This is a genomic window from Clostridium novyi NT (assembly GCF_000014125.1).
Taxonomy (GTDB): domain Bacteria; phylum Bacillota; class Clostridia; order Clostridiales; family Clostridiaceae; genus Clostridium_H; species Clostridium_H novyi.
This window is the reverse complement of sequence record NC_008593.1, coordinates 311,682-334,017: the sequence shown is the minus strand read 5'-3', so window position 1 is coordinate 334,017 and position 22,336 is coordinate 311,682. Positions and strand designations below refer to the sequence as shown.

The window sequence follows — 22,336 nt, the reverse complement described above, 5'->3', positions numbered from 1 at the left end:
TATTAAAATTATATCATAAATCATCACTTAATAAAATCCATACACAACGTAGCTTTTTAAAATTATTTACTATATGCCCAAATATATACAAATATTTTTTGAGTCATATGTACATGGCTAAAGGAAGCAATTCTATAAGCGGACACTCTTTATTTATTATATTCTTATACATATTTCTGTCTATCAAATCCGTATCTTCTAAGTACCTTTTTTTAAATTCATCAATGTATTTTTGAGTTAAATAATCACAACATGTACCTCCACATAAATTTATGTTACCCTCTTTACTATTCTCTTCTTTTCTTAAAACCTTTCCCATTACTGTAACTCCAAGTTTATTTTGAGAATCTAAATTATCTTGTAAATACTTCATTTGTATAGGCATTATAGCCCTAACATCCGTACCGCATATTCCATCAGTATAACATTTTAAGCAATTATCTTCTTTTATAGCATTTAGATACTTGGACAATAACTCTATGGTTTCAGATATATTATTTTTAGATGTATATCCAAAAATTTGCTTCATCTTTAAACAATTTATTATATTCTCTATTTGTCTTACTTGCGGATTTTTATTTAGAGTACATCTAAATTCTACATACTCACCTGGCATTATATTTGAAACATCATCTTTATTTTCTATATTTTTTAATAAATTATTATTGTATAATATACCTCTTGTTTGAAGTAAAATCCATATATTCATAGACATACTTTCCTCTGTTCTCTGTCTTGAAAATTCATTTAACAAATCCAAATTAAATCTACCTTGAACATATCTACCTTTCATTACATTTGCCAAGGGAGTATCTATTTTTATTATTTGTTGGCTTCTTGTTGTTACTGTCATACTTTGTTTAAACTCTTGTACAAGTACCGTAAATAAGTTATTCATCAAATTATTGTTTACATATAAAGGGATAATATCTTTATTAAATAACATTTTCTCCCCCCATTTTAAAAAGTATTTCCTATAATATTCTTATAAATTTATATGTAATTTTAGAACATTTATTTTTTTCTTACCTTGTTTTCTTCTTTGGACTCTAAATAATATTTATTCAACTTTCTTAAATTTATTAACCAAAGATATGCTATAAAAGGTAAAAAACATATAGCTAAAAACATATTTTTAGACATAAGTATAAAATCAAATATTCCATGAAACAAAACTGGAATTAAAAGAGACTTTTTTAAAAATTTTCCTTTTAAAACTCTATCACTAGAAAACTTGCTAAGAGACATATAATATCCCATAGTTACCCCAAATAAAAGATGAGCTGGTACAGAAAATATTGCCCTATATAAGCCCACATAATAACTAGAAGATACATCAAAGACTACATACATTATATTTTCTACAGTAGCAAATCCCAATGCCGAAAATGAACAATATATTATCCCATCTAATTTTTCATTAAATACCTCTTTATTAAAAACACTTTTTAAAACAACTTCCCTTTTAAAAAATTCTTCCGTTAATCCTGCCACTATAAATGCATTAAAGGCAACTTTTAATAATCCACTAAAATAATTTAAAGATGTCAAAAACTTTTCTATAACAATCGTAGGTATTACAGAAATAGACCCTAATATAATTACCTTTATTAAAACATCTATAGGCTCTTTATCATATCTATCTACTAAATATATAAGTATTGCTAAAAGTACGCCTGGAATTACTGCTATTATAAATAAATTATTAATCATATGAATTTACCTTTCTTCTTAATAAAATTTTATACCCCATCATGTTTCCATATTATTTTTTCCTAAAAAAATAAAGTTATTAAAAATGCTACTAGCAAAAATATGCTAGTAGCTATTAATAACAACTTTTAGGCTCCAATAGTACAAATCAATCCCATATCCTCAACTATCTTTTTAAAATAATTCATCTTATCATCTGAAGGAGGTTTTAAGTCTTTAAGGAAATAATTTCTACCAATTGTTTCATACTTATTCTCTCCGTAACTATGATATGGGAGAAGGTCTATTCTATTTACTTTGTTTAAAGTTTTGGCAAACTCTGCAATATCACGTATACTTTTTTCATCACTATTAAATCCTTCAATTACAGGAACTCTAATAATGATTTCCTTTGCAATTTCATCGCTTAATCTTATATTATTTAATATAAGATTATTATCCACACCCGTAAACTCTTTATGTCTTGAGGTATTCATACTTTTTACATCTACCAATATTAAATCTAAATACGGTACTACTTTTTTAACAGTTTCAGATTTGACATACATGGCCGTTTCTATAGCCGTATGCCATCCTAAGGCTTTACATCTTTTTAAAAGTTCTACAGCAAATTCTGGTTGGAGTAGAGCTTCTCCCCCTGAAAGAGTTACTCCTCCCCCAGATCTTCTGTAATAAATACTATCTTTTTTTAACTTTTCTATGGTTTCATCAACACTAACACTTTCACCGGACATTACTAATGCTTCTGTAGGACAATGTTCCACGCATTTTCCACAGGCAATACATCTTTCTCTATCTATTCTATTAAGGGAATTTAGATTAATAGCTGAACTTTTACACACTTCATTACATGTTCCACATTCAAGGCACAAACTTTTATTATACATAATTTGAGGAGTAACACATTGTGATTCTGGATTACTGCACCACAAACAAGACATTGGGCAGCCTTTAAAAAATACTATACTTCTTATTCCTGGTCCATCGTTTAGGGAAAACTTTTGAATATTGAATAAGCAGCCTTTAATACTATCTTTACTCATCTTTATATCTCCTAAATTATTTTTACATAACATGCTCTGTTCTTTTTATAATATCATCTTGTATAGTTTTATCTAGTGAAATAAATTGAGCGCTATATCCTGCAACTCTTACAATTAAGTCACGATAATCTTCTGGTTTTTGCTGAGCTTTAATTAATGTATCTCTATCAATTACATTATATTGTACATGCATACCTTTTTGATCAAAATAACTTCTAACTACAGCAGCTAAATTTTGAAGTCCTTTATCCCCTTTTAGTGCTGCTGGATGGAATTTTTGGTTAAATAATGTTCCATTAGATGCAATAAAATGATCTAATTTTGCAACAGAATTACCAGCTGCAGTAGGACCTGAAACATCTTTACCTCTTGATGGTGATACTCCATCAGCCAGTGGTTCTTCTGCACTTCTTCCATCTGGTGTAGCCCCTGTAAGACTACCAAAATATACATTTATTGATGAAGGATATAATCCTGGTTGGAATTGTCCTCCTCTTGGGTTTGTATATTTATTTACTTCTTTACTGTAAACTAAAGCACCTACTCTTGCGAGTTCATCTACTTCATCAATGTCATTTCCATATTTAGGCGCTTGTTTAGAAAGAATTTGTTTTACTTCTGGATATTTTTCAAAATTACTATCTAAGGCTTCTTTTAATTGTTCTTTGGTTATTTTTTCATCTTCAAAAACAAGTTTCTTTATTGCCATTAATGAATCTCCAACATTTGCAACGCCTACTCCTTGAGGACCTGAGAAATTGTAATGTGCTCCACCTTCTTGTAGTGATTTACCTACACTTATGCAATTCTCTACCATAGATGATAAGAATGGTAATGGAGCTCTTTCAGCATGAGCTATATCTATACAGTTATCAGCTACACACATATGTTTTACAAAATACTCCATTTGAGCTTTGTAAGCTTCCATAAATTCATCAAAAGACTTCATTTCTGTAAATTCCTTAGTTTTAGGTCCTATTTGAACTCCTTTATCCTTTCCTGAATGTATAGCAAGTTCTACTATTCTAGCAAGGTTAAAAAATGCAGAATCATGCCATCCTTCAGTTTTTCCAGGACATTGAGGTTCAACACATCCTATAACTCCGTATGATCTAGCATCTTCTAGAGTTACCCCTCTAGCAACTAACGCTGGTATTATAACCTCATCATTATAATAAGCTGGCAGTCCTAATCCTTCTCTAGTTAATTCACAAGCTCTTAGTAAGAATTCATCTGGTGTCTTATTCCAAATTCTAACTGATAAAGACGGTTGAGGTAATCTTACATGAGCAGAAGCTTCTAATGCCATGTATGATAACTCATTTGTAACATCTTTTCCTTCAAAATTTTGTCCACCAACTATTAAGTTTTGATACATTGGATATCCACCAAAATATTTAGTAGAAATTTCATCTCTAACTTTATTAATATCATTTAATTTTATCCAAATACAATCTACTAATTCTTGTGCAAAGTCTTGTGTAATTTTGCCTTCATCCATATCCTTTTTATAATAAGGATACATATATTGGTCAAATCTAGTTGGAGAAATCGAGTGTCCATTGGATTCTACATTTATAATTGCATGAACAAACCAAAATGCTTGACATGCTTCATAGAAAGATGAAGCACCTTCCTTTGGAACTTTACTACAAATTCTCGCAATTTCATTTAACTCTGATTTTCTTATTGGATCACTTGTTTTATCAGCTAATTTTTTAGCTTCATCAGAGTATCTTTTAGCATAATCAATTGCTGCTTCACAGCTAATAATTACACTATTTAAGAACTGTTCCTTCTTTATATATGAAGGACTTGTTTTGTCACTTGATTCTAATGATTTCTTTGCTTCTTCTATAATTCCATTAAATCCAACAGCTAATACTTTACCATAGTTTACCGAAATATGACCTACTCCATTGAAATAGTAATTTCCTACAGTAAATATATCAGAATTCATGGCATCTATTGTTTCCTTGGACATATATGATGTAGCAAGTTCATGTGTAGTTTTTCCATCCCAGTATTCAAAAACTTCTTTTAATTTCTTTTTATCTTCTTCGGCAATCTCAAATACATCGCCTTTTCTTTTATCTAATCTATCTAATTCATCTTGTAACCACTTATTAGAGAATTCCGGGAAAACCTGTGAAGATCTTGGTCTTTTAGTAAGACTTCCTACTATTAATTCTCCTTCTCGAATTACAATAGGTAAGTTATTTAAGATTTTCTTTAAAGCCAATGCTCTTCTTAATATCATTGGTTTTTCTTCTGTCTCTTTATAAGATTCTGTTATTAAAAGTGCTCTTTCTGTTTCAACACAAGGTACTACATCTAAAATTTGCGCTCTTAATTTTTTTACTCTTTCTGTTGGAGCACTAAAACCCCTGCTCATACATACTCCCCCTTTAACTCAAGACTAATAAGCTGCTTTAAATATATTTACTATATCTTCTTCGGTACCTTTTCTTGGGTTACTAAATGCATTTCCATCTTTTAATGCATTTCCTGCCATGTATTCAAAGTCTTCTTCTTTTACACCTACATCTCTTAATCTTCTTGGAATTCCAATGTCTTCTGCTAATTTAAACATAGCATCTATTGCTTTTTCAGCAGCTTCCATTACTGAAAGTCCTTCTATATTTTCTCCCATGAATTCAGCTATATCTCTGAATTTTTCAGGATTTGAAATTATATTATAACGTTCAACATGTGGAAGAAGCATTGCATTTGCAACACCATGGGCTAAGTCATATTGTCCACCAAGTTGGTGTGCCATAGCGTGTACATAACCTAAGTTAGCATTATTAAATGCCATACCTGCAAGTAATGAAGCATTTGCCATGTTATCTCTTGCTTCAAGATTTTCTCCTAGTGCAACTGCCTTACGTAAATTTTTTGAAATTAATTTTATAGCTTGTATTGCTGCTGCATCTGTAACTACATTTGCATCTTTTGAAACATAAGCTTCTATAGCATGTGTTAATGCATCCATTCCTGTAGCTGCTGTTAATCTTGGCGACATATCAACCATTAATAATGGATCATTTATTGAAACTTGAGGTAAGTTTCTCCAGCTTACAATTACAAATTTAATTTTCTTTTCTGTATTTGTTAATACACAGTGACGAGTAACTTCACTACCTGTTCCCGCTGTAGTATTTACTGCTACTATTGGTGGAAGTGGATTTGTTAATGTTTCTATTCCAGCATAGTCATAAAGATCTCCTTCATGAGTAGCACCAATTCCTATTCCTTTACCACAATCGTGTGCACTTCCTCCACCAATTGTTATTATCATGTCACAGTTTTCTTTTTTAAATAATTCAACACCTTTTCTAACATTTATATCTTTTGGATTTGGTTCTGAACCACTAAAATGTACATAATCAATGCCTTCATCTGTTAAATATTTAACTACTATTTGTAAAGGTCCATTCTCCATAGATCCAATATGTTTGCCTGTAACTATAAAAGCTTTCTTTGCACCTAATAATTTACATCTTTCTCCTATAACCTTTATACATCCTGGTCCCATAAAGTTTACATTAGGAAGAAGATAATCATACATTCTCATAAAATTTACCCCCTATAATTTATTAATAATATTTATTTTCTTTTTTCTATGTTTCTATCTTATCATTTAATTGATATTTTTTTAACAAAGTATTTTGGTATTTATTTGTACTTTGTTGGCATTTTGCTTTTTTATATTTTAAAATAGCATTTTATTGTCATTAATGTGTACTTTTTCAATATATTATACAGCAAAAAACTACTAGACAGATTAAATCCAGCAGTTTTATTTATTTTCATTTCTATATATTGATGGTGTAATCCCTACAACTCTTTTAAAAACCTTTGAAAAATATCCCGACTCATCATAGCCAAGATGTATTGCAATATTTACAATAGATTCATCAGTATATTTAAGTATTTCTTTAGCTTTCTCCATTTTATATAAAGTAACATAATCTACAAATTTTATATTTGTATCCTTTTTAAACAACTTACTAAAATAATACATGTTCAAATTACAAATACTAGCCGCCTCTTCTAAAGTTATTTTTTCTTTATAGTTCTCTTCTATGTATTTAAATATAGGTTGTATATTTTTATTAATACTTCTTCCATTAATCAACTTTTCAGTTATATTAATATCCTTCTTATCCTTGAATATTAGATCAAAAAGTTCATCTATAATATCCTTTATGGACTCTATATCATCCTTAGAATTTATATTATCTATGTATCTTTTATTATCAATGTCCTTTAAAAATCCTATATGAACATTACAGTACACCTTTATTATGTTTTTTGCTAATTTGATTATCTTTTCTTTAAATAATTCTAAATCATTGTTGCTAGTGAGTATATATCCCCTAATAATATCTTTGAGTAGACTTTCACACACGATCTTTTCTTCTAGCATTATATGATCTAAAAGCATAAATTCCTTCTCTTTTAAATTGTTAGGATTAGTTTTTAAATTTATTATTTTATCTTTCAAAACATTTAATAACTCATCTTTATCTATAGGTTTTAATAAACAATAATCCACATAACTGCTTTTCTTTATATCCTGATATAAAAACTCTTTATTGCATCCTTTAAGTATTATAACTATTTTATCTTTGTCTTTACTCTTTATATCTCTTAAAACATCTACAAAATTAATTCCAGGAATATCATCAGCCAGTAATATTATATCAGGATCAAACTTTTTATAATTTTCTATAGCTTCCTCTCCACTTTTAGAAATTGACACTAGTTCTATTTCATTCTCTAAAGAGCTTATCATTAGTTTTATAACTTCTACTTCTAGTGCATCATCATCAATTAGTGCAAGCTTGTACATTTTTATCCCCTACTTACATATCCTTATAGATTTTTATTTTTATTTCTGTACCAATATTGGTTTTACTATTTATATCTATTTTATAATTATACCCATAAAATTTATTCATTCTTTTTTTTATATTACTTATACCATTGGTAGAAAATTTAAGATTATCATTTTTATTATTTATATCTAATAAATCCCTCTCACTTATACCTACTCCATTATCTGCTATTACTATCATAAAATATTGTTCTTTTTCTATAATACTTATATTTATTATTCCCTCATCTTTTTTTCTTTTAATTCCATGATTTATAGCGTTTTCAACAAATGTGTATATGATCATGCTGGGAATTTTAATATTATAGTATTTTTCTTCTATGTTTATATTAAACTTTAATCTATCTCCAAATTTTATTTTACATAATTCTAAATAAGATAGAATACAGTTTACTTCTTCTTTTAATGTAATAATTTTATTTGCATTTTCTAAGGTATCTCTAATTATACTGGCTAGCTTATTAACTACTTCTCTTGTTTTATTAGCATCTTCTAAAAAAGCTAGTGAAGATATACTATTTAAAGTATTAAATATAAATTCTTCATCTATACGCCCTTCTATTTTTTTTGTTAATAACTTATTTACTTCTCTTTCAAGTCCTATCTCACTTTTTTCAGCTTTAATAATCTTATTATTTTTTTTAGTTACTTCTTCTTCTGCCCTTTTTAAATTCACTTCTTCTATAATATAATTTGATATGTGAAACATCATATTAGCAATAGCCTTTATTTTTTCTAGTGGTATTACATTTAATTTATTATAAGCTTCATTGATTAATAGATCATCTTCATTTTCATTATTAGTTTTTATAATCTCCTCTAATTCAATTGCACTTGCATCTTCTGTTAAAACTTGTCCTGACATTAATGAACCTAAATACTGTTCTTCCACAATTATTGGAACAGCAAAATCAATAAGTCCCCTATGGCATTTATAAATGTATGGTCTACCACTCCTTGCGGCTTCAAGACCTCCCCTAGAATCGCATTTTTCACATAACTCTTTTAGATTATCTTTACTTCTAATAATTTTACAAAATTCCGTGCAAGAGCTATGTTCAGTTACGGGTTTTCCTCTGTAGTCTGTTGTTATAATAGCAACTCCTGTTGCTTTGGCAATGTCATTTTGAATCTTCTGAAAACTTTCTATATTTATTATGTCTTTTATATTGATTCCCCTACTCAAAGCATCCCCCCCTTAATAATAAAATTAATCCTCTTAATAATAAATTTTATCATTAAGAAGATTAAATTTAAAGTAATCTTATATCCATATTAAAGCAAATATAAAAGTTAAAATAACTCCTACCAGTACTGGAATTAAATTTTTTTTAGCAAGTTCAATAGCATTTACATCACAAACAGTTGATACCGGAAGTAAACTCCATGGTATTACAGTTCCTCCACCTATCCAAACAGTTATAATTTGACCAAATGCAGCTATTTTACTTAAATCAACATTAGTACTTCTTGCAAAAGTATTAGCAAGAGTTCCAACTAGAGGAATTCCTCCAAAACCAGAACCACTTACCCCTAACAATGCACTTATAAACCCTTCTACTGTTATAGCAGTTACTTTTGTTAATTTTATTTTTGTAGATATATATAATCCAATATCATTTAAAAGTCCTGTTGCATTATTTCCTAGTATTTCTCTAGCTGTATTGTCACTTCCTAAGAAAAATAATGCCCCTATTATTATTATTGGTGAAAATATCTTCATGCCAAACATAAATCCATCTCTTATATAATTAGTAAAATTTTCAAAGGCATTATTAAAACCATAGTTTAAAAAGCTAACTACTATTAATATTATAGTTGCTGTACTTCCTATTAATGCTGTTGCCTCACTACCACTTAACTTTGATACATTCATAACTATAATATCTATTATAAACCCAATGATTGTTACTAATGCTGCTATCTTTGCCTTTTTAATTTCTTTATATTTATCTTTTATAAAAACATTATGTTGTCTATTTGTACTTTCATTATGTGTTTTTTTCTCCATTATATTATCTTTACTTGTTGTATAGTTATTTTGATTATTTTTTCTAGTGTCTAAATTCATAATTAAAAATGAAGTCGCTATAACACTTATGCTCATAACTATCCAAAATGGTATACTTGCTTTTATTATATCTATAGTACTTTTTACTCCAGCACTTTTAGCTGTTATAGATGGTGTACCTTGTATAAAAAAGTCACTTGAAAGAGCAACTCCTTTACCAAATAAAGATAATGCCACAGCTGCCCAAATCTTAGGAAGCCCTACTTCAATTGTAGGTGGTACCATAATTGCACCTATAAGCATAACAGCTGGTGTAGGCCAAAATAACCAAGACATTATTATATTTGTAATTCCAAGAACCATAAAAGCAGTATTTTTACCTACCATAAATTTTTTTATTGGAGATATAATTATTTTGTCTGCTCCAATATCACTTAAAGACTTAGCCATGCAATTTATTATAGATATTATAATAAGAACATCTATAAAATGCTTACCTGAAACCACAATAGACCTATATATAATCTTTATTCCATTTAAAAAGTTATGAGTTGATAGTATCCCTATAAGTCCAACTCCTAAAATACATATTAAAGTTACATCCTTTTTAAATATTATAGCAAGTATTATAAATAAAATTATTAACAAATAAATATAATGAATATATGTTAACATCATAATTTTTAATCCCCTATATCTCTCTATTCTATGTAACAATTTGATATTGTTGGTTATATTTTGTATAATATCATTTAATATTATTCATAATTTTATGAATTTTAAATTTATTTTCTCATTTATGTATATACTAAATATATTTATAGGAGGATATATAGAATGGTTATGGGTTTTTTAAATATGTCTAAAAGAGATTTTGCAAAAAAAACTTTTTTAATTATCTTTGGTTCATTGTTAAATGCCGTAGCTTTAAACCTATTTTTAATCCCCATTAATTTGCTTAGCGGTGGAGTATCTGGTATAAGTCTTATACTACTATACTTATTTAAAATTCCAGCAGGATTATCTTTGCTCTTATTAAATATCCCCCTTTTAATAATAGCGTTCTTTAAAACAGATAAGAAATTCACCTTTTTTACTATTGTGGGAACTGTGTCCTTATCATTAACAATTATGCTAACTTCCCCACTTTCAAAAATACTTACTTCTTCACCTACTAACAGATTGCTTTATGCAATATATGGTGGAGTTTTAAGTGGACTTGGTGTAGGTATAATATTTTCAAACCATGGTTCTACTGGAGGAATAGACATAATAAGCATGATTATTAAAAAGAAATTTGACGTCGACGTTGGCTTTGCAAGTTTTATTTTTAATCTTATTATTGTATCTGTTGGTTCTTCTTTTCTTGGAATCGAAACTGGATTATACACACTTATTATGATGTATATAACTGGAGCCTTTACAGATAGAGTTTTAAGAGGTTTTAGTAAACAAAAAATGCTTATAATCGTTACAAGAAAACAACAAGACATGGCATCAGCTATAATGAATAAACTTCACCGTGGAATTACAATTCTTTATGGCGAAGGTGCATATACAAAAGAAAAAATAAACATACTTTATTGCATTGTATCACCAAGACAAGTTCCTAGAATAAAACAACTTGTTGGAGAAATTGATGAAAATGCATTTATATCAATTACCGATACAGCCGAAGTTCAAGGACAAGGATTTAATAAGATATTCTAAAAATAGTCTTCTAAAAAATAATCTCCTAAAACTATTTTTTATATAGTTTTAGGAGATTTACTTTTAATATTTAAAATTCTTTTTTAAATCTATTTTCTTTTATACTTTTAAACTCTGATAATAAAAATCCTCCAGCTATTAGTGTAGAAAGGCCATCACTTAAAGCTCCTGTAAGCCAAATACCAGTTAGTCCAAGACCACCAACCCTAGGTAAAATAATCATTAATGGAATAAACAATATTACTTGTCTTAACAAGCTTAAAAACATTGCCACTTTAGCTTTTCCAACTGATTGATAGTAGTTAGATCCTATTATAGAAATTCCTATAACTGGCATCATTATTAAGAATATTCTTATTCCCTTTACCCCTATTTCTAGAAGTTTATCATCTTTATTAAATACTTTTATTGCAGCTGCCGGGAATGATTGAATTAAAATACTTCCTATAACTAATATAATTGTAGCAGCAATTATAGAAATCTTAACAGCATCTTTCATTCTATGATACTTTTTAGCACCATAATTGTATCCTATAATAGGTTGTGCTCCTTGATTTATACCAAATATAGGCATTAAAAATACCATTGCTATAGATGAGATTACTGCCATTGCTCCAATAGCCAAATCCCCACCATAAAGTTTTAAAGTATTATTAGTTATAACTTGTACAACACTAGATGCAATTTGCATTGAAAATGGCGCAACACCAATTGCAAATGTAATCTTCACAAGTTTTTTATCTAACTTAAAGTTTTTAGTTTTTAATTTTAAATTAGAACTTCCTTTAGTGTAATAATAAATTATCCATATAGTTGATACTATTTGAGCTATTACTGTTGCAAGTGCAGCTCCCTTTATTCCTAAATTAAATACAAATATAAAAACAGCATCTAAAACAATATTAACTAAGCAACCTAATATCATAGTAAAGGCCGCTATTTTAGGGCTTCCATCAGCTCTTATTGTACTATTTAATGCAAAATTTAATATATTAAAAATAGCTCCAAATAATATTATATTTATATATTCTTTTGCATAGTAAAGTGTATTTTCACTTGCACCAAAAACTCCTAATATCTTATTTACAAATAAAATACCTATTACAGTTAAAACAGCAGAAATTATTATGCTTAAAGTAAAACAATTTCCTAATAACTTTTCTGCGTCTTCTCTTTTTCCTTGTCCCATTTTTATGGAAATATTAGCAGTAGTTCCTATACCAACTAACATACCAAAAGCCAATAATATATACATTATAGGCATAGTAATGCCAACACCTGTTATTGCTAAAGCTCCCACATTAGGAATATGTCCAATAAATATTCTATCAACAATATTGTACAATGCATTAACAAGCATTCCTATAATAGCTGGTATGGAATATTTAAGCAGTAATTTTCCTATAGGTTCTTCGCCTAACATACTTTGTTCTTTCATATTATTCCTCCCAATTTGTACTTTGATTTTTGCAAATACTCTTTAATACTTCTATAGTTTGCAATATTTCTTCTTCTGTAATTCCTTTAACTAACTCGTTATCCCATTCATCTAATATATTAAAAAATTCTTCTTCAATATCTTTAGCTTTATCTGTTAAATACACTTTATATGCTCTTTTATCTTTTTCATCTCTACATCTTTTTACAAATCCAGCTTCCTCTAACTTCTTTATAGCTCTTGCAGTAGTTCCCTTATATATATTTAACCTTTCAGAGATTTCTTCTTGATTTATTCCATCTTGTTTATATAGCACAATAAGAAACATATATTGACCATAACCTATACCATACTTACTAAATTTTTTGCTTAATACCGAACTACTTTTTCTATATAATTGCGAAATATATTTTCCTAAAGGCTCTCTACTTAAATTATGAATTTTTTCTCACTCCCCCACAAACAATTAGTTGCATACACAACTATTTTTATAGTATATCTTAACTTAGTTGCATATGCAACTAAATATACAACTTTTTTTTCATGTAATCATTATCATCTTTTATATTTAAAAGTAGTATTTTTATTTTTAAATTTTTTTAAATATCATGTTTAAAATTTTTTATTTTGTTTATAATCTTTAATAAGTTGTACTTGATACAAACATTATTCATAATTCCCCCATTAAAAATAAATTAATGCCTAAACCTCTAGGCATTGGCAACTTTAAGTTGTCAAAACTGTGTAAAAGGGTAAGCTTTAATAAAAAGCTTACCCTCAGGCTGTTGATAAACATAATTTGTCAACAGCCTTTTTACATTTATTACAAAAAGGATTTTTAGTGTTTATGTAGAATATATATTTTAGAACAATAAATCTTTTAGCCCGTTAGGGCTCCTACGGAGGAAAAATGCTTACTAATAATGAAAGAAAACAAAATCAATTAGAACTAGTTTATATAGAAAATTTAGTACCTGAAAATCACATACTTAGAAAGATAGATAAATACATAGACTTTTCATTTATAAGAGATTTAACTAAGGATTTATATTGTGCTGATAATGGCAGACCATCAGTGGATCCAGTTGTATTATTTAAAATGCTTTTTATAGGATACCTATTCGGTATACGTTCAGAGCGTCAGCTTGTAAAAGAAATCCAGGTAAATGTAGCTTACAGATGGTTTTTAGGATATGGACTTACTGATAAAATACCAAGTCATTCCACTATAAGCCAGAATAGAACAAAAAGATTTAGTAATACAAATATACATCAAGAAATATTTGATAATATTGTATTTCAAGCTATTAATAGAAACTTGGTTGATGGCAAAATTCTATATACTGATTCTACTCACTTAAAAGCTAACGCTAATAAACATAAATTTATTAAAAAAGAAATAACTAAATCCACAAAGGAATACTTTGATGAATTAGAGAATGACATTAATAAAGATAGAATTAATCATAATAAAAAGCCTCTAAAAAAAAAGACTAAAATAGCTGAAACTAAGGAAATAAAAGTAAGTACAACTGATCCAGACAGTGGATATATGGTTAGAGATGGAAAACCTAAAGGCTTTTTTTATTTAGATCATAGAACTGTTGACGGAAAGTATAATATTATAACAGACGTTCATGTTACTCCCGGGAATATAAACGATGTAGATCCTTATGTTAAAAGAATAGAAACTCAAATAGAAAAGTTTAATTTTAATACAAAATATTTAGTAGCAGATGCCGGATATTCTACGAATCCTATTTGTAAACAAATTTCAGACAAAAATTATCAAGGTGTTTTTGGGTTCCGTTTAGGACCCCATGTTAAAGGAAAATATACAAAATATAGATTTCAGTATGTTAAAGAATTAGATGGATATGTGTGTATTAATAATTGCTTTTTAAAATATAGAACTACTACGAGGGAAGGTTATAAAGAATATTTAAGTAATGCGGAGCATTGTGCTTATTGCAAATATAAAAATAATTGCTTAACATCTGATAAATCCATTAATAGAACTATACGTCGTCATGTTTGGGAAGACTATAAAGATCAAATTTTTAGCTTTACTAAACAGAAAAAGGTAAAAGTATTTACAAACGACGTAAAGAAAAGATTGAGCGTAGCTTTGCTGATTCAAAAGAATTACATGGGCTACGTTATTGTCGCATGCGAGGAATTAAAAATGTTTCTGAGCAGTGCCTACTTACAGCGGCAGTTCAGAATATGAAAAAGATAGCCATGGTGCTATCGCATTATTTTTTGTGTACATTAATTCAAATTTATTCCAAATTAACATACATAATAAATATTTTTCGAATGCTATCGCATAAAAGAATTTTGGCGTAAACAAAAGCCCCCAATTGTTGGGGGCTTTTTGAACAATCTGAGGGTAAGCTTTAATAAAAAGCTTACCCTTTTAATTTCTTTATAATATATTTTTAAAAATAGCCCCCACTAATTTTTTATACATTATAATACCCTATAATACTTATTTATGTTCATATGGTGTTTCTTGATATACATAATAATTTAGCCAATTTGAAAATAGTAAATTAGCATGAGATCTCCATCTTACAATAGGTTCTTTTGTTGGATCATCATTTGGATAATAATTTTTAGGAACATCAATATCCATTCCCTTTGCACTGTCTCTATCATATTCCCACTTCAAGCTACCAGGGTCATATTCTGAATGTCCCATTACAAATATTTGTTTAGCCTCTTTTGTTGCTACTATATATAAACCTGATTCCTCTGACTCTGATAAAATTTTAAGTTCTGGAATTTTAAGTATATCTTCTCTTAAAACTTCTGTATGTCTTGAATGTGGTACATAAAACTCGTTATCAAATCCTCTTAATAGTTTTACTCCATCTTTATTTAATGTATGTTTAAATACTCCAAACATTTTCTTTTTTAATCTATGTTTAGGTATTCCATAATGATAATATAATCCTGCTTGCGCGCCCCAACATATGTGTAATGTAGATGTTACATTTGTAACTGAAAACTCCATTATTCTCTTTAGTTCTTCCCAGTAATCAACTTCTTCATATTCTAAAGTTTCAACTGGAGCGCCTGTTATTATCATTCCATCAAATTTTTCATCTTTTACATCATCAAAAGTTTCATAAAATCTAAGTAAATGCTCTTTTGATGTATTTTTAGATTCATGAGATTCTATGTGTAGTAATCTTACATCCACTTGCAATGGAGTATTTCCAAGCAGTCTTAAAAGTTGAGTTTCTGTTTGGATCTTTTGTGGCATTAAGTTTAAAATCAGTATTTTCAACGGTCTTATATCTTGACTTAATGCTCTAGCCTCATGCATAACAAATATATTCTCTCCAGTAAGAGTATTACTTGCTGGTAAATTTTCAGGTATTATTATAGGCATTCTTATCCCGTCCTTTCATTACTTAATGTTATTTAATGCTTGGTCGAAATCTTCTATTATATCCTCTATATCCTCAATTCCAACAGATACTCTTATTAAATCAGGAGTAACCCCTGCTGATAATTGTTCTTCTTCTGTAAGTTGTCTATGTGTTGTACTTGCTGGATGAAGTACGGAAGTTCTAGCATCTCCTAAATGTACAACAAGTGCAGCTAATTTAAGATTTCTTATAAATTGTTTTCCAGCTTCAACTCCACCTTTAACTCCAAATGTTAAAATTCCACTAGCTCCCTTTGGCAGATATTTTTTTGCAGTTTCATAAGTTGAATGGCTTTCAAGTAGTGGATAACTTACCCAACTAACTTTACTATGTTTTTCTAAAAATCTACCAAGTTTTATAGCATTATCGCTATGTCTTTCCATTCTAAGATGTAGTGTTTCAAGACCAAGACTAAATAAAAAAGCATTAAATGGACTAGTACAAACTCCTAAATCCCTTAAAAGTTGAACTCTTGCCTTTACAATATAAGCACTATCTCCAAAAGTTTCAGTATATTTAATACCGTGATAACTTGGATCTGGTTCAGTAAAATCAGGAAATCTACCATTATTCCAATCAAAATTTCCCCCATCTATAATAACTCCACCTACAGTTGTTGCATGACCATCTATATACTTGGTAGCTGAATGTACAACTACATTTGCCCCTAGTTTTAGTGGATTACAAAGATACGGTGTTGCTATTGTGTTATCAACAATAAAAGGTGCTTTAATCTTTTTTGCTACATTTGAAAACTTCTCAAAATCTAATACGTTTAATCCCGGATTTCCTATTGTTTCTCCAAAAACAGCTTTAGTATTTTCTCTGCAATTTTTTAAAATTTCTTCTTCTGTAGCTTCAGGATCTACAAAAGTTACGTCTATACCAAATTTCTTTAATGTTGTTGAAAATAGTGAATATGTCCCTCCATATAAAGTTGATGCAGCAACAACATGTTCCCCACTTTTACACACGTTTAATATTGAGAGTGTACTTGCTGATTGACCTGATGCTACAGCTAAAGCACCAACGCCCCCTTCAAGTGCTGCTATCTTCTCTTCAAAAGCAGCTACAGTTGGATTGCTTATTCTTGAATACATATGACCCTCAGCTTTTAAATCAAATAACGCTGCAACTTCATCCGGATCGTTGTATTTGTAAGTTGTACTTTGATATATTGGAAGTACTCTTGGTTCCCCAGACTTTGGAGTATATCCTCCTTGTATACATATAGTCCCCTTTTTCCAATTATTCATTTTATTTCCCCCTTTTTATTTATATTAAAAAAATCGCTTCTTAAAAAATAAGAAGCGATTATAAAATCTAAATTATATATTCTAAAATACACCTCTTATCTTTCAGGAAAATTTCCTGCTGGAATTAGCACATTACTAATTTAAATGAAAATTAGTTGTTGCCGGGTTTCATAGGGCCAGTCCCTCAACCACTCTTGATAAGATTTATCAATTTATATTCAATTTTAAAGTCTATTTTACACTTCATTTTTGGGTGTGTCAATAGCAAAACATAAAAAAATTAGTATTATAAATTATAGAAATATTTAGGAGATCTATCATGTCATCTAAAATTATTTTATTAATATTAATGTTTTTATCCTTTATAAGCAAAAATAAAAGTCTAGGAATTGCAACCATAGTTATGCTATTCATATCTTTTTTTAATACAGAAAAATGCATTACTTTTATGGAAAATCACTTTATGAATTTAGGAATGACATTTCTTATGATATGGATGCTTATACCTATAATTAAAAATCCTGAGTTTACTGAAAACATAAAAAACGCATTTAATTTAAAGGGAATTGTTTGCTTTTTGTGTGGAGCTATAGTGGCAGTTTTAGCTTCAAAAGGAGTTGGATTTTTAAAGGGAAGTACAGATACTTTAACTGGAATTATTCTTGGCTCTATAGTAGGTGTATCACTTCTCGGCGGAGTTCCCGTGGGTCCTTTAATTGCATCAGGTATCGCCTATGAAGTTGTATTTATTATTAATTTAATATTTAAAAATAACTGTTAAATACTATATAATAAATTTAAAACTTTTGTATAGGAGCGAAAATATATGTTAAGTATTGTAGTTGCAATTGGAAAAAACAATGTTATAGGTAAAGATCATTCTCTCCCATGGCACCTTCCAAATGATTTAAAATATTTTAAAAAAGTTACTTTGACTGAAAGTAAAACTATGATTATGGGACGCAAAACTTTTCAATCTCTAAAAGCGTTACTCCCTGGTAGAAAACATATAATTTTAACTAAAAATAAAAATTTTAATATGAAAGATTCCAATGTTGAAATTATCAATAAAATAGATATGTTAAAACCAATTATAAATGATAAAAAAGAATATTTTGTTATAGGTGGTGGTGAAATTTTTTCTCTACTACTTCCATATACCGAAAAAATTTATATGACTAAAATCCATCATAACTTTATTGGAGATACTTTTTTTCCAAACATAAATAGATATGACTGGAATACAACAAAAGAAATTCAAGGAATTACAGATGAAAAAAATGTATACAATCATACTTTTTTAATATTAAATAGAATTAATAATAAGAAAAGTCTTTGATTTAACATAATCAAAGACTTTTCTTATACTAAATATTGTATATATCTGAAAATTCAATTTCAGCTTTCTTTAATTTATCTTCTTTTAGAGTAGTATTAAAATCATCTTTTTCATCAAAACACTCTTTATAATCTCCCACTTTTACCGGTAAATCTATTATAAATTCACTGCCCTTTCCATATACGCTTTCTACACTTACCTTTCCATTATGCATCTCAACTAGAGCTTTAACTAGATAAAGACCTATTCCACTACCTTCTGTACTTCTAGTAAATGATTTATCCACCTGAGTGAACCTATCAAATATCATATGTATTTTATCCTCTGGTATTCCTATTCCATTATCCCTTACAGTAATTCTTAACTTGTCTCCATCATCATGTATATTAACTTTTATTTTTCCACCTTTAGGAGTAAATTTAACAGCATTAGATAATAAGTTTAATATTATTCTTTCTATTTTTTCCTCATCACAAAGTGTTATTTTCTCTTCAGTATCTGTATCAAATATAACTTTTATATCTTTATTTTTAGCATAATCTACTACAGAAAGAGTTATATCCTCTATTATACTTACTATGTTTCGGTTTTTTAAATTCATTGCAAAAAGTCCTGAATTTATTATTGTAATATCTATTATATTGTTAATAAGTCTGAGTAATCTATTGCTATTTTGCTTTAATATTTTTAAATTCTGCTTTATTTTTTGTGAATTAACATTACACTCATCTAAGTTTTGTAAATACAAACTCAATAATTGTTGAGATCCTAAAATTATATTTAAAGGTGTCTTTAACTCATGAGACAAATTTGCAAAAAACTCTGTTCGGATTCTATTAAATTCCCTTTCTTTTTCTAATAGAATTCTATTTTCCTCTGCTTTTTGTTTTATTTTTTGTAATTGCAAGTATTCCGTTATATCCCTAAATACTGTGAGAATTTTAACTCCAGTTTCATCACATAAGGTTGTAGACCAAGTTTCTATATCTATAACATTTCCATTTACGCAAATTGCCCTATTGTGAAATGGAGGTAATATCTTATCTGCATGATCCTCGATTTTTTTTAACTGTACTTTTGAAGACTCTATATTTTTTTCATATATAAAATCAAAAGCACTTTTATTTATTAGTTCATCCTTATCTTTTACTCCAAGAATATCTGCACACTTTTTATTTGCAAATTCTATCTTACCATAATCATAAATACACACAGCCATTGGAAGTAATTCCGTAAGTTTTCTGTGTAAACACTCACTTTCTTTCAATGCCTTTTCATATTTTTTTCTTTTAGTTATATCTCTAACTATTACTATCTTGATTTTATCTTCATAACTTTCTTCTGGTGAAAAATACATAGACTTTACTTCAACATCTATAACTTCTCCATTTAGTTTTACAATTCTTTTTTCCCTTGTAGCTTCTTTATCACTTTCTACGGTCTCTCCATATAATTCTTCTTCAGTTTTTTGAAATTTTTCATCTAAAAATTCCATTACACTTTTTCCCAAAATATCCTTCTTATCTATTCCACCTAAAAGTTTAATTGCCTCATCATTTGCAAATATAAACTTTTCATTTTTCTCTAAAAATATTGCATCCGGTAATATTTTCATTAAATTCTTATAAAATAGTCCATCTTCATCTAAAAACTGTCTTTCGTTAACTATATCTTTATCACTTCTATACATATTAAGTCTCCTTAAAATCCTAGATAAAACAATACTCGAATAAAATATTAATTATTTTATAATAATTGCCATTATTTTTTAAAAAAATTATATAAATATTTCCATAAAACTTTTAAAAATAATGAAATTAAGTTATACTTAATTTCAAATTGTATTTTTATTACCATTTTGGTTTATTTTAATATTTAAATTACTACAAAAAGGGGGAAATTTCAAATGGGAAATATTCTCATAAAAAAGTTGCGTAAGGAACATCAAGATTATCTTCGAGATGAATCCCGAAAAATTGGTTCAGCAGAATCTATTTCATTTCCTAAAAACGAACAGGAAATAAAAGATATACTGTTATACCTAAATAATACTAAAACACCAGTAACCGTACAAGGGGCACGTACAGGCATTACCGCTGGTGCAGTACCTAAAAATGGTCATATACTAAATTTGAGTAAAATGGACAATATAAAATCTCTAAGTTATGACAAAAATTTAAATACTTTTTTAGTTACAGTTGAACCAGGTGTTATACTGTGTAAACTAAGAAATACCTTACAAGCTAAAAATTTTGACACTAAAAATTGGGATGAAAATTCCTTAAATTCACTAAAACAATTTCAATCTTCAGATGAATTTTTCTTTTCTCCTGATCCTACAGAATCAACAGCTGCTATAGGTGGAATGGTTGCATGTAATGCTTCTGGAGCATGTTCCTTTAAATATGGTTCAACTAGAAATTACGTAGAAGGATTAAAAGTTGTCTTAGTCAATGGAGATACCTTTTCTATTAAGCGTGGGGAAAGCAAAATAAAAAATGGCAAATTTTCAATAACTACAGATTCTGGACAGGTTATTGAAGGATATATTCCTAAATACTTTATGCCAAAAGTTAAAAACGCTTCAGGATATTATTCAATGGAAAACATGGATTTAATAGATCTTTTCATAGGTTCTGAAGGAACTCTTGGAATTATTACAGAAATTCAGCTAAAACTTTTAAAAAAACCTAAATCAATATATGGCGTAACAGCATTCTTCGATTCTGAGGAAAAATCTTTAAACTTCGTTGAATCTCTTCGAGAAAATTTAAATCCTGCAGCTATAGAATTTTTTAATAATAACGCTTTAAACTTGATAAGAAAAGAAAAAGAAAAAAATCCAGCTTTTGAGAAACTTCTGGATTTACCTGAAAATTTTCATACAGCAATATACAGTGAATATCATGATATAAACAATAATAAAAATCTAGATACACTTCTTAAAGTAGGAAAACTAATGGAAAATTGTGGTGGAGATGAAGCTAACACCTGGGTTGCTACAAATGCACAATCAGAAGAACAACTTCATTTCTTTAGACATGCTATTCCAGAATCCGTAAATCTTCTTATAGATGAGATAAGAAAGGAATATCCTTCTCTTACAAAGCTTGGTACAGATATGGCAGTTCCTAACTCAAAACTAAAAGAAGTTATGAAATTATACAATAAAACATTAGAAGATTCTAATTTAGAATCAGTTATTTTTGGACATATAGGAGATAATCATCTTCATGTAAACATAATTCCTAAAAATATGGATGATTATAGAAAAGGAAAAGAACTTTACAATTCTTGGGCAGAAAAAATTGTTTCTATGGGAGGAACTATCTCTGCTGAACATGGTGTAGGTAAACTAAAAACTTCTTTATTTAAGCAAATGGTAGGTATCTCAGGGCTAAAAGAAATGAAATCTTTAAAACTTTTATTTGACCCTTATAATAGATTAAATTGCGGAAATCTTTTTGAGGAGTAGGTGATAAA

At 28.4% G+C, this 22,336-nt stretch carries 18 protein-coding genes and 1 riboswitch; of the genes, 5 read left to right on the top strand and 13 right to left on the bottom strand.

The genetic code is table 11. From position 1 onward, the window contains the following. Positions 1–103: 103 nt before the first annotated feature. The 8 genes from NT01CX_RS01765 to NT01CX_RS01730 all read right to left on the bottom strand — a co-directional run bounded on the left by NT01CX_RS01765 (position 104) and on the right by NT01CX_RS01730 (position 10,348). Positions 104–946, bottom strand: a complete 843-nt coding sequence (locus tag NT01CX_RS01765) for a hypothetical protein (RefSeq protein ID WP_011721314.1) — start codon at positions 944–946, stop codon at positions 104–106. Between the two features lie 68 nt (positions 947–1,014). Next, positions 1,015–1,713, bottom strand: coding sequence for a PrsW family intramembrane metalloprotease (locus NT01CX_RS01760; protein ID WP_011721313.1), 699 nt, complete (start codon positions 1,711–1,713; stop codon positions 1,015–1,017). Positions 1,714–1,841: 128 nt separating this feature from the next. Next, on the bottom strand, positions 1,842–2,756 hold the full coding sequence (locus NT01CX_RS01755; protein WP_011721312.1) for a glycyl-radical enzyme activating protein: 915 nt from the start codon (positions 2,754–2,756) through the stop codon (positions 1,842–1,844). A 22-nt stretch (positions 2,757–2,778) separates the two neighbouring features. Further along, positions 2,779–5,151: a glycyl radical glycerol dehydratase DhaB1 gene (dhaB1, locus tag NT01CX_RS01750; protein WP_011721311.1), complete on the bottom strand. Its 2,373-nt coding sequence runs from the start codon at positions 5,149–5,151 to the stop codon at positions 2,779–2,781. A 24-nt stretch (positions 5,152–5,175) separates the two neighbouring features. Next, positions 5,176–6,333: an iron-containing alcohol dehydrogenase gene (locus NT01CX_RS01745; RefSeq protein WP_011721310.1), complete on the bottom strand. Its 1,158-nt coding sequence runs from the start codon at positions 6,331–6,333 to the stop codon at positions 5,176–5,178. A 225-nt stretch (positions 6,334–6,558) separates the two neighbouring features. Further along, a complete protein-coding gene (locus NT01CX_RS01740) occupies positions 6,559–7,614 on the bottom strand; it encodes a response regulator transcription factor (protein ID WP_011721309.1) in 1,056 nt (351 codons plus the stop codon). A 13-nt stretch (positions 7,615–7,627) separates the two neighbouring features. Continuing rightward, complete coding sequence (locus NT01CX_RS01735) at positions 7,628–8,845, bottom strand: PocR ligand-binding domain-containing protein (RefSeq protein ID WP_011721308.1); 1,218 nt, start codon at positions 8,843–8,845, stop codon at positions 7,628–7,630. Positions 8,846–8,923: 78 nt separating this feature from the next. Continuing rightward, complete coding sequence (locus tag NT01CX_RS01730) at positions 8,924–10,348, bottom strand: hypothetical protein (RefSeq protein WP_011721307.1); 1,425 nt, start codon at positions 10,346–10,348, stop codon at positions 8,924–8,926. A 159-nt stretch (positions 10,349–10,507) separates the two neighbouring features. Here NT01CX_RS01730 and NT01CX_RS01725 point away from each other — a divergent pair, with 159 nt between their 5' ends. Beyond that, positions 10,508–11,380: a YitT family protein gene (locus tag NT01CX_RS01725; RefSeq protein ID WP_011721306.1), complete on the top strand. Its 873-nt coding sequence runs from the start codon at positions 10,508–10,510 to the stop codon at positions 11,378–11,380. Positions 11,381–11,450: 70 nt separating this feature from the next. Here NT01CX_RS01725 and NT01CX_RS01720 read toward each other — a convergent pair whose 3' ends face one another. Together NT01CX_RS01720 and NT01CX_RS01715 are read right to left on the bottom strand one after the other, a co-directional pair. Then, on the bottom strand, positions 11,451–12,818 hold the full coding sequence (locus NT01CX_RS01720) for an MATE family efflux transporter (protein WP_011721305.1): 1,368 nt from the start codon (positions 12,816–12,818) through the stop codon (positions 11,451–11,453). Position 12,819: 1 nt separating this feature from the next. Continuing rightward, entirely contained in the window at positions 12,820–13,224 is a 405-nt protein-coding gene (locus NT01CX_RS01715) for a MarR family winged helix-turn-helix transcriptional regulator (protein WP_223316904.1), read from the bottom strand. A 504-nt stretch (positions 13,225–13,728) separates the two neighbouring features. Here NT01CX_RS01715 and NT01CX_RS01710 point away from each other — a divergent pair. Continuing rightward, positions 13,729–15,167 (top strand): IS1182-like element ISCno1 family transposase gene (locus tag NT01CX_RS01710; RefSeq protein ID WP_011722872.1). Its coding sequence is split into 2 segments (ribosomal slippage): positions 13,729–14,890 and positions 14,890–15,167, totalling 1,440 coding nucleotides; the frame shifts between segments, so codons are not numbered across the junction. 142 nt (positions 15,168–15,309) lie between these two features. Here NT01CX_RS01710 and metA read toward each other — a convergent pair. Together metA and NT01CX_RS01700 are read right to left on the bottom strand one after the other, a co-directional pair. Further along, positions 15,310–16,218, bottom strand: coding sequence for a homoserine O-acetyltransferase MetA (metA, locus tag NT01CX_RS01705; protein ID WP_011721302.1), 909 nt, complete (start codon positions 16,216–16,218; stop codon positions 15,310–15,312). 18 nt (positions 16,219–16,236) lie between these two features. Further along, positions 16,237–17,514: an O-acetylhomoserine aminocarboxypropyltransferase/cysteine synthase family protein gene (locus NT01CX_RS01700; protein WP_011721301.1), complete on the bottom strand. Its 1,278-nt coding sequence runs from the start codon at positions 17,512–17,514 to the stop codon at positions 16,237–16,239. A gap of 92 nt (positions 17,515–17,606) precedes the next feature. Further along, a riboswitch (SAM riboswitch) is annotated at positions 17,607–17,718 on the bottom strand. 115 nt (positions 17,719–17,833) lie between these two features. Between NT01CX_RS01700 and NT01CX_RS01695 the strand changes: the two genes are divergently transcribed. Continuing rightward, positions 17,834–18,295: a DUF441 domain-containing protein gene (locus NT01CX_RS01695; RefSeq protein WP_011721300.1), complete on the top strand. Its 462-nt coding sequence runs from the start codon at positions 17,834–17,836 to the stop codon at positions 18,293–18,295. A gap of 45 nt (positions 18,296–18,340) precedes the next feature. Continuing rightward, entirely contained in the window at positions 18,341–18,853 is a 513-nt protein-coding gene (locus NT01CX_RS01690; RefSeq protein ID WP_011721299.1) for a dihydrofolate reductase, read from the top strand. A gap of 28 nt (positions 18,854–18,881) precedes the next feature. On the opposite strand, the gene NT01CX_RS01685 is transcribed toward NT01CX_RS01690, so the two are convergent. Next, complete coding sequence (locus tag NT01CX_RS01685; protein WP_011721298.1) at positions 18,882–20,543, bottom strand: sensor histidine kinase; 1,662 nt, start codon at positions 20,541–20,543, stop codon at positions 18,882–18,884. 216 nt (positions 20,544–20,759) lie between these two features. Here NT01CX_RS01685 and NT01CX_RS01680 point away from each other — a divergent pair, with 216 nt between their 5' ends. Further along, positions 20,760–22,328, top strand: coding sequence for an FAD-binding oxidoreductase (locus NT01CX_RS01680; protein WP_011721297.1), 1,569 nt, complete (start codon positions 20,760–20,762; stop codon positions 22,326–22,328). The last annotated feature ends 8 nt before the right edge of the window (positions 22,329–22,336 follow it).

Coding starts and splice junctions, on each gene's coding strand:
- NT01CX_RS01765 (WP_011721314.1), bottom strand. CDS start 946: ATGTTATTTAATAAAGATATTATCCCTTTATATGTAAACAATAATTTG.
- NT01CX_RS01760 (WP_011721313.1), bottom strand. CDS start 1,713: ATGATTAATAATTTATTTATAATAGCAGTAATTCCAGGCGTACTTTTA.
- NT01CX_RS01755 (WP_011721312.1), bottom strand. CDS start 2,756: ATGAGTAAAGATAGTATTAAAGGCTGCTTATTCAATATTCAAAAGTTT.
- dhaB1 (WP_011721311.1), bottom strand. CDS start 5,151: ATGAGCAGGGGTTTTAGTGCTCCAACAGAAAGAGTAAAAAAATTAAGA.
- NT01CX_RS01745 (WP_011721310.1), bottom strand. CDS start 6,333: ATGAGAATGTATGATTATCTTCTTCCTAATGTAAACTTTATGGGACCA.
- NT01CX_RS01740 (WP_011721309.1), bottom strand. CDS start 7,614: ATGTACAAGCTTGCACTAATTGATGATGATGCACTAGAAGTAGAAGTT.
- NT01CX_RS01730 (WP_011721307.1), bottom strand. CDS start 10,348: ATGATGTTAACATATATTCATTATATTTATTTGTTAATAATTTTATTT.
- NT01CX_RS01725 (WP_011721306.1), top strand. CDS start 10,508: ATGGTTATGGGTTTTTTAAATATGTCTAAAAGAGATTTTGCAAAAAAA.
- NT01CX_RS01720 (WP_011721305.1), bottom strand. CDS start 12,818: ATGAAAGAACAAAGTATGTTAGGCGAAGAACCTATAGGAAAATTACTG.
- metA (WP_011721302.1), bottom strand. CDS start 16,218: ATGCCTATAATAATACCTGAAAATTTACCAGCAAGTAATACTCTTACT.
- NT01CX_RS01700 (WP_011721301.1), bottom strand. CDS start 17,514: ATGAATAATTGGAAAAAGGGGACTATATGTATACAAGGAGGATATACT.
- NT01CX_RS01695 (WP_011721300.1), top strand. CDS start 17,834: ATGTCATCTAAAATTATTTTATTAATATTAATGTTTTTATCCTTTATA.
- NT01CX_RS01690 (WP_011721299.1), top strand. CDS start 18,341: ATGTTAAGTATTGTAGTTGCAATTGGAAAAAACAATGTTATAGGTAAA.
- NT01CX_RS01685 (WP_011721298.1), bottom strand. CDS start 20,543: ATGTATAGAAGTGATAAAGATATAGTTAACGAAAGACAGTTTTTAGAT.
- NT01CX_RS01680 (WP_011721297.1), top strand. CDS start 20,760: ATGGGAAATATTCTCATAAAAAAGTTGCGTAAGGAACATCAAGATTAT.